Origin of the sequence: Pseudomonas sp. efr-133-TYG-5, from assembly GCF_030209175.1 — a bacterium.
GTDB lineage: Bacteria > Pseudomonadota > Gammaproteobacteria > Pseudomonadales > Pseudomonadaceae > Aquipseudomonas.
In genome coordinates this window covers 58,654-73,917 of sequence record NZ_JARVSM010000006.1, presented here as the reverse complement: position 1 = coordinate 73,917, position 15,264 = coordinate 58,654, and the positions used below count along the sequence as shown (strand labels likewise).

At 63.9% G+C, this 15,264-nt stretch carries 12 protein-coding genes; 8 read left to right on the top strand and 4 right to left on the bottom strand.

The window, feature by feature from the left end; all coding sequences use genetic code 11:
- Positions 1-17: 17 nt before the first annotated feature.
- The 4 genes from QRN70_RS19345 to QRN70_RS19330 all read right to left on the bottom strand — a co-directional run bounded on the left by QRN70_RS19345 (position 18) and on the right by QRN70_RS19330 (position 5,987).
- Positions 18-1,703 carry a vWA domain-containing protein gene (locus QRN70_RS19345; protein WP_285419527.1) on the bottom strand — a complete coding sequence of 562 codons (1,686 nt, stop codon included), beginning with the start codon at positions 1,701-1,703 and terminating at the stop codon, positions 18-20.
- A 97-nt stretch (positions 1,704-1,800) separates the two neighbouring features.
- Positions 1,801-3,129 carry an OprD family outer membrane porin gene (locus QRN70_RS19340; RefSeq protein ID WP_285419979.1) on the bottom strand — a complete coding sequence of 443 codons (1,329 nt, stop codon included), beginning with the start codon at positions 3,127-3,129 and terminating at the stop codon, positions 1,801-1,803.
- Between the two features lie 108 nt (positions 3,130-3,237).
- On the bottom strand, positions 3,238-4,632 hold the full coding sequence (locus QRN70_RS19335; RefSeq protein WP_285419526.1) for an amidase: 1,395 nt from the start codon (positions 4,630-4,632) through the stop codon (positions 3,238-3,240).
- 50 nt (positions 4,633-4,682) lie between these two features.
- Complete coding sequence (locus QRN70_RS19330; RefSeq protein ID WP_285419525.1) at positions 4,683-5,987, bottom strand: MFS transporter; 1,305 nt, start codon at positions 5,985-5,987, stop codon at positions 4,683-4,685.
- A gap of 236 nt (positions 5,988-6,223) precedes the next feature.
- Between QRN70_RS19330 and QRN70_RS19325 the strand changes: the two genes are divergently transcribed.
- The 8 genes from QRN70_RS19325 to QRN70_RS19290 all read left to right on the top strand — a co-directional run bounded on the left by QRN70_RS19325 (position 6,224) and on the right by QRN70_RS19290 (position 15,252).
- A complete protein-coding gene (locus QRN70_RS19325; RefSeq protein ID WP_285419524.1) occupies positions 6,224-7,153 on the top strand; it encodes an asparagine synthetase A in 930 nt (309 codons plus the stop codon).
- Positions 7,154-7,219: 66 nt separating this feature from the next.
- Complete coding sequence (locus QRN70_RS19320) at positions 7,220-8,293, top strand: LLM class flavin-dependent oxidoreductase (protein ID WP_285419523.1); 1,074 nt, start codon at positions 7,220-7,222, stop codon at positions 8,291-8,293.
- Positions 8,286-9,530, top strand: coding sequence for an MFS transporter (locus tag QRN70_RS19315; RefSeq protein ID WP_285419522.1), 1,245 nt, complete (start codon positions 8,286-8,288; stop codon positions 9,528-9,530). The genes QRN70_RS19320 and QRN70_RS19315 overlap by 8 nt, the downstream gene beginning before the upstream one ends.
- On the top strand, positions 9,527-9,982 hold the full coding sequence (locus QRN70_RS19310) for a cobalamin B12-binding domain-containing protein (protein ID WP_285419521.1): 456 nt from the start codon (positions 9,527-9,529) through the stop codon (positions 9,980-9,982). Before QRN70_RS19315 ends, QRN70_RS19310 begins: the two co-directional genes overlap by 4 nt.
- A gap of 41 nt (positions 9,983-10,023) precedes the next feature.
- Positions 10,024-11,262 carry an ATP-grasp domain-containing protein gene (locus tag QRN70_RS19305; RefSeq protein ID WP_285419520.1) on the top strand — a complete coding sequence of 413 codons (1,239 nt, stop codon included), beginning with the start codon at positions 10,024-10,026 and terminating at the stop codon, positions 11,260-11,262.
- Entirely contained in the window at positions 11,259-12,755 is a 1,497-nt protein-coding gene (locus QRN70_RS19300) for a hypothetical protein (protein WP_285419519.1), read from the top strand. Before QRN70_RS19305 ends, QRN70_RS19300 begins: the two co-directional genes overlap by 4 nt.
- Before the next feature lie 3 nt (positions 12,756-12,758).
- Entirely contained in the window at positions 12,759-14,018 is a 1,260-nt protein-coding gene (locus tag QRN70_RS19295; RefSeq protein WP_285419518.1) for a methylaspartate mutase, read from the top strand.
- The gene (locus QRN70_RS19290; RefSeq protein WP_285419517.1) at positions 13,999-15,252 is read left to right on the top strand and encodes an ATP-grasp domain-containing protein; all 1,254 of its coding nucleotides are present in this window, start codon (positions 13,999-14,001) and stop codon (positions 15,250-15,252) included. Before QRN70_RS19295 ends, QRN70_RS19290 begins: the two co-directional genes overlap by 20 nt.
- The last annotated feature ends 12 nt before the right edge of the window (positions 15,253-15,264 follow it).

Below are 15,264 nucleotides of genomic sequence, written 5' to 3'. Positions count from 1 at the left end.
GCCTTGCAAGCGGCTCACTATTCAACCCGTCGTTCAGTGGCAGGTGTGTTGGCGGCGCTGCTACTACGCAGGCTCTCGGTCAGTTGTACCAGTTGCACGAATTCGTTGCGCAGGCCAAAGCGATCATCGCCACGGGCGCCACGGGCCAGGGCCGCCGTATCCTCGAGGCTGAAATCAGCGGTGTAGCGCGCGTCCTTGAGTTGCTGGGCGAACGCGGCAACGGCAGCAGCGAACCGCAGGTCCTCGCTGGGCGGCGTGACCCGAGCACTGATCGGCCGCTCGATCAACAGACTTTTCCCACCTGCGGGCTGTTGATAACGCACACGCAGCATCGCCAATTCTCCGCTCTTCGCCGCAACAGCCGCCGCCGATCTGGCGTAGCGCAGCGGTTCCAGCCAGCCTTTCTCGCCGGCAGGGACAATTTCATACAGGGCGGTCACGGTATGCCCCGCGCCGATTTCGCCGGCATCGACCTTGTCATTGCTGAAATCATCACGCTTGAGCGCGCGGTTTTCGTAGCCGAGCAGACGATATTCACTGACCTGCGCCGGATTGAATTCCACCTGCAACTTGACGTTTTTCGCCACCACCGCGAGGGTCGAGCCGAGTTGGTCGACCAGCACCTTGCGCGCCTCGCGCAGATTGTCGATGTAGGCGTAGTTGCCATCGCCGGCGTCGGCGAGCTGCTCCATCAGGCGCTCATTATAGTTATCCACACCGAAACCGAGGGTGGTCAAGGAAATGCCGCTCTTGCGTTTATCCACAGCCAGTTGCTTGAGGCTGTCGAAGTCGCTGATGCCGACATTGAAGTCACCGTCAGTGGCCAGCAGGATGCGATTGATGCCATTGTGGATAAACGCCTGCTGCGCCATTTGATAGGCCAGTTCGATGCCTGAAGCGCCAGCAGTCGAGCCGCCTGCCGTCAATTGCTCGATGGCCGTGCGAATTTTCGCCTTTTCCCGTCCGGAAGTCGGCTCAAGCACCACCCGCGATTCCCCGGCATACACCACCAGCGAAACCCGAACCTGCTCGCGCAATTGGTCGACCAGCAGCTTCAGCGTGCTTTTGACCAGCGGCAGGCCTTCGCGGCGATCCATCGAGCCGGACACATCCACCAGGAACACCAGATTGGCCGGCGCCAGCTCCATCACCGCGCGGTCGGAAGCCTTGATGCCGATGCGCAACAGGCGGGTATGCGGGTTCCACGGTGACGCGGCCAGTTCGCTGGTCACGCCAAACGGCGAGCCGTCAGTGGGCAGCGCGTAGTCGTAGGGGAAGTAATTGACCATTTCCTCGAGGCGGACCGCGCCTTGTGGTGGCAGCCGGCCCTGATTCAGCAAACGCCGGACGTTGGCGTAAGCGCCCGTGTCGACGTCGGCGCTGAACGTCGAGACCGGGGCTTCGGCAACGCTGTGGATCGGGTTGTCGGCAAGGTCGGCGTACTGTTCGCGCGGTTCGTCGCGATAGCCCTGTGGATAACTTTCCGGGGCCGGCGGCGCAGCAAAACCGGCGATGGCTGGCGGACGCGCACTGCGCTTGGCCATCGCGCCGTCGGCTACCCGCGATTCCTGCTGGATCGAGGCTTGGGGTTGAACCGGCACCGGCACGGCTGCCGGTTCCGGCTTGGAAGACACACCGCAACCGGCGACAACCAGCAACACACCGACAGCAACGGGGCGCAGTACAGACAGGGGACGGGACATGGGGGCTGACCTCGGGATGAAAATGATCCATTCATCCTTTGAGACGGAGCGCCCCCTCAGTCCGGGTTAACCGGCGCAAAAAAAACTCGCCGCCGATTCAAAACGCGTTGAACGGCACGTTCGCCACCAGGCGGAATTCATCGTAGCTGCCGTCGATCTGCCCGCCACTCGCCCGGTGGTTATAGACGATGCTGCGCAACACCGTGTTTTTCAGCGTCCCGGACTGCACGACATAAGCGACCATCAAGCCGTTTTCGTTGTGTTTGGCGCCGTCCAGGCCGCGCACGTTGTAGCCGGTGTTGTGCCCGTCGCGATCGCCGCTGTAGTGCGTGCCGTCGATGCCCCAGCCTTTGGCGTGCCAGAGGCTGGCGGTCAGGCCCGGGACGCCGTAGGGCGCCAGGTCGAGGTCGTAGCGCAGCTGCCAGGACTTTTCGTTAGGGCCGTTGTAGTCCGAGTACAGCGAGTTGGCCATGTAGTTGCCGGTGGACTCCCACACATAGTCGAAGTATTCATCGCCGAACACCTGCTGCCACGCCGCTGTCAGGCCATGGGCACCGTGGGCGGCGGTCACCGCCAGACTGTAGGCGTCGTTGTCGATGAACCCCAGGCGCTGTTCGCCCTGATCGCGGGTGCGGTAGTAGTTGAGACTGGTTTTCAGCGCCACGTCCGCGCGATCGCCGACCTGGTGGGTCGCGCCCAGATAATACTGTTGCCACATGTCTTCGAAGCGCGAGCCATAGGCGCTGAGCGTCAGCCCCGCCGGCGCCTTGGCAGTGCCACCGGCATAGCTGATGCGCGAGCCGCTGTAGGCGCGATTGCCAAACGTCGTGGTCAGACGCTCGCTGCCGCTGCCGGTACGCGGGATCGCGCGCTCGAAGCTGCCCGCCTGCAGCGCCAGCCAGTCGAGTTCGTTGCTGTTGATCGCCACGCCCTGGAACGTCGACGGCAAGGCGCGGTTGTCCTTGTAGCGCAGGATCGGGTTTTCCGTGAGCATGCGCCCGGCCTTGAGTTCGCTGCTCGATACCCGCAGCTTGATATCGCCCACGCCCAGACGACTCCAGGTCGGCAGGGCGTCGCCATCGCTGTCGACCAGCACACGATCGCCACCGTTGGCGACCGCGCCGTGACCGCGCTCGAGCATGACAGCGCTGAACAACGAGGCATCGACACCCACCCCCAGCCAGCCCTGGGTGAAGCCGGAGGTGTAGTTGAGCATGCCGGTCTGCGCCCAGGTGATCCGCTCGCGGGTCGGCTGGGCAACAGCGTTTTTCTTGATCACCAGATGCGTGCTGCGCTGGGTGTGCTGATTGGAATAGTAGTGGCGCAGATTCAGGTTCAGGTGGCTGCCTTCCAGCAATCCGCTGGCCTGATCCTGCGGCGCCACCGCATCGGCGGCCCAGGTCGGATGGGCGACGACGGCCAGCATCGCGACTGTCGCGCGACGTACATGTGATTTCATCGGAGTGTGCCTGCAAAGATAAGGTGCACCGCTGCCGCGCCTGACGCCTGCGCGGTACACCACAACCATCGGGAATCAGCGCGGGGGCGCAGACGGCCAGTGTTTGATCGGACCGCGCCAGTTTTCGTAAGCCTTGGCGCACTTCAACAACCACTGATCGCCGAAGCGAGGCGCAATCATCTGCAGGCCGATCGGCATGCCCTGCGTGGTGAAACCGCAGTTGATCGACAAGGCCGGTTGCTCGCCCATGTTCCACGGCACCGTAAACACAATGTGTTCGAAAGGCTGGCGCGGATCGTTGCCCGGTGACGGCCACTCGGCGGGAAAGCTGCTGACCTGATTGGTCGGTGACAGCACCAGGTCGAGGTCGTTGAATACGGCCGCGCAGCGGCGACGAATCTCGAAGGTCTGGTTGAAACCCTCGACCGCTTGCACCGCACTCATCTTTGCCGCCGGCGCGGCCCATTGCTCGATGTACGGCAAGACCCCGGCGCGCTGCTCCGGACTCAGGGCCTGCAACTGCGACAGCTGCCGGGCCCGCCAGAAATCGTCGAGACCATCGAGCAGACGCCGATCCATCACCGGCCCGATCAAGGACACCTGCGCGCCGTTGGCCTCGAACAGCCGCGCAGCCTGGCGCACCGCGTCACACACTTCATTGTCGGGCTGGAAACCGCAGCCGGGGTCGAGCATCAGGCCGATTTTCACCCCCTGCATCGACGGTGGCTGCAGGTTCCAGTCCAGCGGTTGGGCCGCCAGACTGGTCGCATCACGGGCATCCGGTTGCGCCAGGTACCCCATCATCAAGGCGCAATCGTCCACCGTGCGGGTCATCGGCCCGGCACAGCGGCCGGTGTAGTACGGATCAATGGGGATGCGTCCGAGGGTGGGCTTGAAACCTACCAGCCCGCACCAGCCCGCCGGCAGCCGCACCGATCCGCCGATGTCGGTACCGACATGCAGCGGGCCATACCCGGCTGCCGCGGCGGCCGCCGCACCGGAACTCGAGCCGCCCGGGTTGCAGGTCACGTCCCACGGGTTGCGCGTGATGCCATGGAAACTCGACAGCCCCGACGACAGCATGCCGAAGTCCGGTACCGTGGTTTTGCCCAGGATGATTGCGCCACTCTCGCGCATTCGCGCGGCGGGAGGGGCGTCTTCGGTCGCGGCAATCAGGTGGGTGGCGCGCGAGCCCTGAGGAATGCAGTCGCCCTGGGTGGCGATCAGTTCCTTGAGCGTCACGGGCACGCCGTCGAGCCAGCCGTGCGGCGCGCCTTTGCTCCAGCGTTCGCTGGAGGCACGCGCCTGCTCGCGCACGCGCTGGGGATCGAACGCGTAAAGCGCACCGATGCTCGGCTCCCAGCGTTCGATGTGGGCCAACAGGTGGTCGTAATACTCCAGCGGTGACAACTCGCGACTGGCGAACAAGGCCAGCAGTTGTGTCGCCGGTAATTCGTGTAATTCCATCATCCAGTAGCCATCCGTGCCAAATCCATGGTGCGCACTCTGCATCGTTTACCTCAACGCTCCGGGACCAGGGCCTGTGCTGCCCGGGCAGGCTCGCGCCCGCCAAACCAGCTGGCACAGCCGACCCCCACAGCGCCCATGACCACGCAGTACGCCACGCACACCCAGGGGCTCCACGGCATCAGCGCGATCAGCAAGAGCGGCGTGGTGCTTGCCCACAGGGCATAGGCAATGTTGTAGGTAAAGGAAATGCCGGAGACGCGGATGTGTGCCGGAAACAGGCTGACCATCACCGAAGGCACTGCGCCAACCACGCCGCAGCTCAGGCCCGCCAGTGCGTAGGCCAGCCCCAGCCAGTTGCCGCCGCTGATCAGGCAGCCATACAACAGGGCGATGCCGACCGGCAGCAAGACGCTGTACAGCTTGACCGTGCGCCAGGCCCCGATGCGGTCGACGACCAACCCGGCGATCACGCAGCCGATGTTGAGGAAGACGATGCCCAGGCTGCTCAAGCCAAAGGTATGGCTGGGGGTCATGCCGAAGCTCTTTTGCATGACGGTCGGCGTGATCACCACCAGTACCACCACAGCCGACGTCAGCACGCAGGTCATGATGAACGCCGGCAGCAGCATCCGCCGATGCTCACGCAGCACGGTGCGCAACGGCAATTCGGCATCGGCCTCGCGGCGCGCCTGCAGGGCCATGAACACCGGCGTTTCGCTCAGCCAGCGCCGCAGCCAGACGCCGATCACGCCGAACACACCGCCGAGCAAAAACGGCAGGCGCCACGCGTAGGCGAGAATTTCCGCCGGCGTAAACACCTGCGCCAGCAAGGTGGCCGTCAGCGCGCCCAGCAAATAGCCGAAGGTCAGCCCGGCCTGGAGAAACCCCAGGGCATAGCCGCGATGCCCCGCGGGGGCGTGCTCGGCCACGAACACCCAGGCGCTCGGCACCTCGCCGCCGACGGCGGCACCTTGCAGCACCCGCAGAACCAGCAGCAGCAACGGCGCGAAATAACCGATCTGTTCGTAGGTCGGCATGATGCCGATCAGCAGACAAGGCAATGCCATCATCAGGATGCTCAGGCTGAATACCCGCTTGCGCCCCAACTGATCGGCGAAATGCGCCATCAGGATCCCGCCCAGCGGCCGCGCCAGATAACCGGTGACGAAAATGCCGAAGCTCTGCAACAGCCGCAGCCATTCCGGCATTTCTGGCGGAAAGAACAGCTGGCTGAGGGTCAGCGCAAAAAACACGAAGATGATGAAGTCGTAGATTTCCAGGGCGCCGCCAAGGGCGGCAAGGCCCAGCGTCTTGTAGTCAGACCTGGAAAACTGATGGGGTCGCGAGCTAGTCATGGGCGAACTCTGAATAGACGAATTGGAGAATGGCGCGGCTGACGCGGTCGGTACGACCCTGCCCACTGGCGCGCCACCTGATCAATTTCAGCAGCGCGATATCGTCTATGCAAAAGCGTCGTCGGACAACCAAACCGCGGCTCTGTGCTGCTTTTTAGCGGAAATCTGTACATTGAGTTTTCCATCGATTAAACAATAATCAGGGCCTCCCTAACTCCCTGAATATTTGGCCAATCATGGAAGAAATTACCCGTAACTTCGCCGATTTTGCTAATCCGGACATAGAGTCCATTGCCATCATCCGCGGCCGCGTCCTTCAGGCATTGCAACAATATCTGCTGGAACGCGACTTCAAACAGCTGATGCCGATCCTGATGTCGCCGATCACCGATCCACTGAATCACGCGGTGTATCCGGCCGAGATCCAGTACGAAGAACGACGCCTGAAACTGACGGCGAGCATGATCTTCCACAAACAGCTGGCATTGACCGCCAAGGGCCACGAGAAGATTTTCATCGTTGCGCCGAACATTCGCCTGGAGAAGCCGGAGATCAAGGATTCCGAGAACCACCTGCTGGAGTTCTCGCAGTTCGACTTCGAAATCCGCGACGGTGACATGCACCAGGTCATGACCCTGATCGAAGGCCTGATCAAGCATGTGTTCAGTGAAGTCAGCCAGCATTGCGCCGCTGAGCTGGCACAACTGGGCCGCCAGCTGCCGCACTTCGCCACGGCATTCCCGATCTACAGCTCCGACGAGCTGCGCGCCGAACATGGCGACGACTTCGAGAAGATCATGTCGGCCAAGGCCCACACGCCGTTCTTCGTCACCAACTACCGCCGCGAGTTCTACGACCGCGAAACCCCGGGCAAGCGCGGTGCCTACAACAACTATGACCTGATCTATCCCGATGGCTACGGCGAGGCCCTGTCGGGCGCAGAGCGCGAGTTCGAATACGAGCAGATCGTCTACCGCATGAACGAACTGTCGATGGACCTGCAACCGTTCGCCAACTACCTGGAAGTCGCCCGCCGTGGCCTGCTGCACCCGAGCGCCGGCGGCGGCCTGGGCATCGAGCGTCTGCTCAAGTTCATCTGCGGCAAGCGGCGTATCCGTGACGTCGCGCTGTTCGACCGCACCGTCGGTACCAGCTTCCTGTTCTGATCCGGACTTGATTCACCACGCCTGCCCCCGCTCCGGCGGCGGCAGGCTGTGCCATGGAGAAACACAATGTCTGCACCACTGCGCATTCACTGGTGCTCACCGCTGGACAGCGGTCAGCAAAAGGCCTCGGAAAAATACAACACCGGCGCGCTCGACTTTGCCGGCATCGTAGACTTTGCCCAGGAAGCCGATGAGCTGGGCATCGACTCGCTGCTGATGGGCATCAGCTATCACATGCCCGATCCGTTGCCGATGATCGGTGCGCTGGTGCGTGAAACCGAGCGGGTCAAATTCATCCTCGCCTACCGTCCCGGCCTGGTGCCGCCGACGCTGTTCACGCAGATCGTCAACACCGTGTCGTGGATGTCCGACAAGCGCATTTCGCTCAACCTGGTGGCCGGTATTTCGCCGGACGAGCAAGCCTACTATGGCGATTTCGTCGCCCATGACGGGCGCTACGAGCGCACTGGCGAGTTCCTCGACATTCTGCACCGGTTCTGGAACGGCGAATCACCGCTGACCTATCACGGCGCCCACTACCGCATCGAAAAAGCCCAGTTGGGCCTGCCCTTCAAAGACGCCGAGCGGCCGCGCATTTATCTCAGCGGTGCCTCGGACATCGCCCAGCAGATCGCCATCCAGCACAGTGATTGCTGGCTACGTTATGGCGATACCCCCGAAGGCATTGCCGAAGCCAGCCGCACGGTACTGGAGTCGGGCTGCGCGGTAGGGATCCGCATGCACATCCTCGCTCGCGAAACCCGCGAAGAAGCGCTGGCGGCGGTCGAGAGCATGATGGAGAACCCCGACGAACAGCATCGTGAATGGGTGCGCGAATTTGTCGGGCGCTGCGATTCGGAGGCGGTCAAGACGTCGTTCCGCCTGGCGGAGAAGGCACAGCACGACTGGCTGTCGCCGATGCTCTGGTCGGGCGCGGTGGCTTATCGCGGCGGCCCGGCATTGTGCGTGGTCGGCAGTTATCAGGAAGTGGCCGAATACCTCTTCGAGTACAAGAAAGTCGGTGTCAGCGAATTCATTTTCTCCGGCTGGCCAACACGCGACGAAATGCGCCGTTTCTGCAAGTACGTGCTGCCTTATCTGCGCGAACTGGAAATGGTCTGGGATCGCGATCATGCCTGAGGCCACCGTCGATGCCCGTCGCAGCGCCATCCGCTGGTTCGCTGGCGGACTGCTGTGTGCCTTGCTGGCAGAGCAGACCGTGCTGTTCGCCGTGCCGTTGATGATTTATCAGCTGACTGGCAACGTGCGCTATTCCGGTGTCGCGTTTGCCCTGGAATGGTTGCCGGCACTGATTGCCTATCCGTTCGCCGGGTTGCTGGCCGACCGCTTTGGCGGCCGCCTGCTGTTTCGCGCAGCCAATACGGCGCGCGGGCTGAGCCTGGGCATCACCGTGTGGATCTGCTGGTATCAACCGCAGTGGATGATCTGGGCGTTGATCGGCAACGGCATCGTGCTTTCGGTGCTGATGGCGCCGGTGCGCATGGCGGTGGAAAAAAGTGTCCCGCTGATCGCCGGCCCGGAGCGCCTCGCGCACTGTCAGTCGCTGGTGCAGAACATGGAGCTGCTGGCCATGGCGCTCGGCCCGGCGCTCGCTGCCGGCCTGGCGATGTACGCCGACAAACGCTGGCTGCTGGGCCTGGCGGCCATGGCGCTGTTTGCCGCGGCGCTGTTCTGGCGCGGTCTGCCCACCGCACGAACGCCCGCCAGCGGCCCGGGCAGCGTGTTGCACGATCTGGCCCTCGGCTGGCGCCTGCTGCTGGGTAATCCGCCGGTGCTGTCGCTGGCCGCGCTGAATTTCACCATCAACCTGGCCTTTGCCGCGGTGCTGAGCGCCAACGCCTTCGTCATCAGCGGGGTGTTCAGTGCCGCCGATGGCGTGTTCGGCCTGATGAATGCCGGGGCCGGCGCCCTCGGTCTGCTGAATTTCATTCTGGTACCGCGGCTGTTGGCGCGCATGTCGATCTATCGCCTCGGTGCGCTGGGCTTCGCCCTGCTGTGTCTGGGCCTGATCTGCATGGGCGTGGCCAACGGCGTGTTGCTGTATGCCCTGAGCTTCCTGCTGGCGATGGCCGGTTGCGCGTTGTTCAACGTGTTCAACCGTACCCAGCGCATCAAAGCGATCGACAGAGCCCACCTGGGCAAGGTCATGGGGCCGTTTTACCTGGTCAACCTGCTGTCCTATCCGCTGGGCGGCTTGCTGACCGCCAGCGTCGGTCACGTGTACGGCGCGCAGGTACTGATTCTGGTACTGGCCGTGGTGCTGACCGTGCCCGGCACTCTGCTGTTCATCCTGACCACCCGGCGCTTTCAGCTGGCCCTCGGTGGTCCGTCGCTCGCCATGGAGGCGTCTCAATGAAAGCCCTGCCGCACTGCTTGCTCGCCACTGTCGAATCCGACTCGCACATGTGGAACCTGGTGTATCTGCAACTGTGGCTCGCCGAGCATGGTTTCAACGTGAAAAACCTCGGCAGCTGCACCCCGATCGACGCCGTGCTCAGCGCGCTGGAACAGCGCCGCAGCCAATTGCTGGTGGTCAGCAGCGTCAATGGCCACGGGTATTCCCAAGGCCTCGAGCTGATTCGCCAGGTGCGTCAGAAACACCCGCACCTGCCCTGCGTGATCGGCGGCAAGCTGACCACCTCCGAGGATGACACCCTCGCCGCTCACCAGCCGTTGATCGCGGCTGGCTACAACCAGGTGTTCGTCGGCCCCGACGCGATCGAATCCTTCAGCGGTTATCTGCGCACCTTCCACGCGCCAGTCGACGCTGAGCCCGCACCTGCCGTCAGCGTGCCGTCCTGGGGTTGATCCCCGGCACGGCTGTCTTCGCTCAATCAAGGATCACTCCGATGCACATCGTTATCGTCAACCGCTGGCCGCGCTTTCGTGATGAGCGCCGCTGGGACAACGAACTGACTCGCTACGAAGACTTCTTCGATCATCAACGGCATCGCATCAGCTACGTGGTCGATGGCCCCGGTGCCGAGGGTGTGCTCGCTCCGGCGCAGCACATTGCCCATCAGGTGCAGGTCGGCGACGTCAATCAATATGAACAGCTTCTGGGCGCGGTTCAAAAAGTCATTGCCCGGGTGGGGCCGGTCGACCAGTTGATCGCGCTGTCGGAGTTCACCCTGGAAATCGCCGCGCGGGTGCGCCAGGCACTGAACATCCCCGGCGACGGTCCGGACGAAGTGGCGGTGTATCGCGACAAGGCACGCATGAAGGAAATCCTGCAGGCCCAGGGCTTGCCCGTGCCGGCATTCGCCCGCTGCCAATCGGTCGAACAGGCCCTGGCCTTCGCCCGCCAGATCGGGTTTCCGCTGATCGTCAAACCGCTGGACGGTGCCGCCAGCATGGGCGTGGAGAAAGTCGAAAACGAGGCCGACCTGCGCGTCCTGCTCAATACCATCGACCTCTCGCGTTATGAGCTCGAAGCCTTCATGCACGGCCAGACCTACCACATCGACGGCTTCGCCGATGTCGATGGCAGCGTGCCGTTCCAGGTGGTATCGCGCTACATCAACAGTTGCCTGGATTTTGCCAAGGCCCAGCCGCTGGGTTCGGTGATTGTCCAGGCGTCACCGCTGCGCACGCGCATCGAAGCGTTCAGCCAACAGATCCTGCGCGCGCTGAATCTGCGCTGCACCGCGTTCCACCTGGAAATTTTCGTCGAGCCGGACGAGTCGCTGGTGTTCCTCGAAATCGGCGCGCGGGTCGGCGGCAGCGAAGTCCCGCACCTGATCAACAAGGTGTTCGGGGTCAACCTGTACGAGCACTGGCTGCGCCGCCTCGCCGGCGAGCAGGTGCCCTTGCCCGCCCTCGACGCCGATCCGAGCGGCGGCTGGCTGGTCATCCCGAAACCGGCGCAGCTGCCCTGCCGCGTCGTCCAGGCGCAGTCGCTGCGCGCCGACCTGCCCAACCTGTGGCGCGAATTGTTGCCCGAGCCCGGGCAGATCCTCGAGGCCGGCGGCAGTTACGACGCACTGCACAGCGGCCGCTTCATTTTTGTCGGTGGCAGCGAAGACGCCACTGAGCGCGATATCCACCAGACCACCCAGACCTTCCAATTTCAGGCCGAACCGCTATGAACGCCAGTCCCTCTCAAGCCTTGAACGACGAGCCGTTGCTGGGTGAACTGAACCATTACCTGCGCGCCGACGAACGACGCGCCGTGGCGACCATCGGCGAACGCCTGATCGACGCCGCGGGCGGCCTCGACAGGCTGCCCGACTACAGGCTGATGGTCGCCTACGGCGGTGGCAAGGACAGCTCCTACACCGTGGCCATGCTGCGCGCCACGCAGTTGCACCTGTCGGTGCTGCATGGCCGTACGTTCCAGTTGCGCATCGCCAACATGCGCCACGCCGGTGTGCCGGATGCGGTGATGGCGAACATCGACCGGGTCTACCGTGCCTTGCACCTGTTCGACGATCCGCGCGTGGAAATGCTGGTGGTCGATCACCAGCAGATCCGCCCGTTCGAACGCCACTTGCCGTTCCCGGCCGATGTCCAGGCGATGAACCGTTTCGACGTCTTGATGAACGGCCATCGCACCGCCGGCGACGGGCGCCCGACCTTCTGCAACAGCTGCAACCTGGCCGTCGCCGACTTCTATGGACGCGCGGCATGGTGGCAGGGCGGGGTCGATGCGGTGGTCACCGGCGACTCGCGCAAGGAACAGAAGCACTATTTCACCTGGATCATGCGCCTGGCGCAGCGTCTGGGGCTGAACGTCGACGAATGCCGCCGCCAGGGTTTCCGCGGCTTGCTGCAGGCGCTGGATGGCGTGGCGCAGAGCTATTTCGTCGAGCTGTTCGGTGAAGGTTTCGATCAGCAGCGCGAGGAGCGCCGCGTCGCCTGCGGCGACGAACACGCCGATCCGGCCTTTGTCAGCATCTACGATCTGGTCAGCTACAAGGTCGAGGATCACTGGGAACTGATCACCGAGTTTCTCGATTTCCGCTTCGAAGAACTGGCGTTCAGTTTCACCGAGTCGGACTGCGCCAATCCGCTGTTGATGGCGCATTTCCGCGGCCTCAAGGCCGAGTACGTGCAGGGTCGCCGGTACAACCAGGGCATCGCCGAATACCTCGAGCTGGCGCAGGCGCTGATGCGCAAGAAAGAAATGCCCCAGCGCCTGATCGACCTGGCCATGGCCGCGTATGCCGACGAACAGGGCATGCTCGCCCGCCGCACCCTCGCCACGCGTTTCGCCGAGCAGGCCTTCGGGCTGGATGAGGCGCAACTGGTGTGCATGCAGTTTGCCCCGTTCGTCGACCGTGGCCGTGAGCTTTCCAGTTTTGTCGGGCTGTGCCATGCGCAGCATCTGGGCAACCTCGACGACCTGCACCGGATCCTTGCCGGCGTCCACAACGACCCGAGTCTCAGCCAGTGGCTGACCCAGGTCAGTGGCCTGCCGCTGCCGGCGCTGCGCAGCCTGTACGCGCACCAGCGCATCGATTTCGACAGCGACGCCACGCTGATCGCCCGTGTGCGTGCGGGCGACCCGCACAAGGGCCGAATCAGTCGCTACGACCCGGCCACCGGCGAAACCGTGGTCGAACTGGTTTCGGGACGCTGAGGCATGACAGCGTTCAGCGGCGGATTTTTTCAACAGTTCATCGAGCGTGCCCGCGCTCGCGACGAGCTGGTGGTGCAACCGCGCATGGGCTTCGGCGCCCTAAGCCAGATGCGCGCCGGGCTGGCCAGTGTCGCCGCCCTGCCCTGCGCGGCCATTGGCACCATCACGCTCGACAGCTACACCCGAGTCGGCGATTACCAGAGTGCGTTGCAGTGCCTCAACAGCTCGGCGCCGATGAACGGGTTCCCGATCATCAGTCACCCGATCGAAGCCGTGCGCACCATGCTTGCAGGGCTTTACGGGGCCGACTTTCCGATCCAGATCCGGCACGGCACTGCCAAGCCGCAGAATGTCTTCCAGCGCCTGGCCGCCCTGGGTCTGGACGCCACGGAAGGCGGGCCGGTGTCGTATTGCATGCCCTACAGCCGCCTGCCCCTGGCCGAGGCTGTCAGCGCCTGGGCCGAGAGTTGCCAGTTACTGGCCAGCGCGACCCGGCATGCGCATATCGAGAGTTTTGGCGGCTGTCTGCTGGGGCAGTTGTGCCCGCCTTCGCTGCTGATCGCCATGACCCTGCTCGAAGCGCTGTTTTTCCGCCAGCACGGGGTGCGCAGTGTTTCCCTCAGCTACGCCCAGGGCACCTCGATGGAACAGGATTTCGGGGCGTTGCAGGCACTGCGCGAGCTGGCCGCCGAGTATCTGCACGGCGACCACTGGCACGTCGTGGTGTACTCCTACATGGGCGTATTCCCGACCTCGAACCACGGCGCGCGGCGCTTGATATGCGACAGCGCACGCCTGACCAAGGCCGCCGGTTGCGAGCGGCTGATCGTCAAGACCGTCGCCGAATCGCGGCAGATTCCTTCCGTCGACGACAACCTCGATGCCCTGCGCATGGCCGCCGAGGTGGCTGCGGGCGAGCTGCCGCCCATCGACGCGAGCAGCGCCGGCTATTACCAGGAAACCCTGTTCGAGGCCCGGCGCCTGGTGGAAAGCGTGCTCGACCTGCATGCCGACATTGGCCTGGCGTTGATCCAGGCGTTCGCTCGCGGCCTGCTCGACATCCCTTACTGCCTGCACCCGGACAACCCCGGTCGCGCCACCACGCGGATCGACGACAAGGGTGCGCTGCGCTGGGCCAACACCGGCGGCCTGCCATTGCCCCGCGCCAGCGGCCGGGTGCTGAGTGGCTCCGGCGTCAGCTCCGGCGAACTGTTTCAGATGTTGCATTACACGGTAAATCGTTATGACCAACCCTTGCATTGATTCGAGCCTGGCGCCGTTGATTCTGGTCGACGCCTATTCCACCGGCGCCCTGCTGGCGCGTTCGCTCGCCGGCGAGCGGCGCCTGTTGCACGTGCGCTCGCGCGCGAACATGCCAGCCGCGTTTGCCGCGAGCTGCCCCAAAGAGCTGTTTGCCGAGGATTACAGCGTCGCCGACGTCGGCCTCGACGCATTGGTCGCCACACTCGCCGCGCAACAACCGGCGGCGGTGCTGACCGGCAGTGAATTCGGCGTCGAACTGGCGGATCTGCTGGCCGCCCGCCTGGGCCTGCCGGGCAATGACCCGGCCACCTCCGCCGCCCGCCGTGACAAATCGTTGATGGCCGAGCAGGTGGCCCAGGCCGGCCTGCCGGTGGCGGCACAACTGCGCACGAACTCGATGGCCAGCGCCCTCGCCTGGTTCCAGGCCCGGGGCGGCACCAGCGTGGTCGCCAAGCCGCTGGACAGCGCCGGCTCGGACAACGTGTTCATCTGCCACGATGCCGGGCAATTGCAGGCTGCCGTCGAGGCGATCCTCGGTGCGACCAACTTGATGATGCTCAGCAACGAAGCGCTGCTGTTGCAGGAATACCTGAGCGGCGACGAGTACGTGATCAACAGTGTCAGCCATCAGGGCGAGCACTGGATCAGCGACGTCTGGAAATCCTCGAAAACCTTCGCCGCCGATGGCCGGAAAATCTACGACAGCGAGGACCTGGTACCCGCCGACGCACCGGAACTGCCGCAGCTGATCGAGTATGTGCAAGGTGTGCTCGATGCATTGGGCATCGTGCATGGCCCGGCGCACACCGAACTGATTCTGACCGCCGCCGGCCCGCGCCTGCTGGAAACCGGCGCGCGGCTCTCGGGGCTGGCCTGTCCACCGGCGCTGCAAGCGGCCACCGGCAACGATCAGGTGGCCCTGACCTGCCTCAGCTATCTGCAGCCTGCGCGCCTGGCGCAATGGCCCAAGCGTTACCGGCTGCAGCAACACGCCAAGTGCCTGAACCTGATTGCCCATCGCCCGGGCCTGTTCGCGCAGAGCCAGGCGCGCCAGCGCCTGGAAAGCCTGCCGAGCTTTCACAACGTCAGATTCCGCTTCGCTGAAGGCGCCAGGATCGTCCCCACCATTGACCTCAACAGTTCACCGGGCGCGGTGTTTCTGCTGCACCCGCAGCTGCAACGGATCAATGCCGATTACGCCGCATGGCGTGGTTGGGAAAGGGATTGGTTGTAACGAAAAACAACC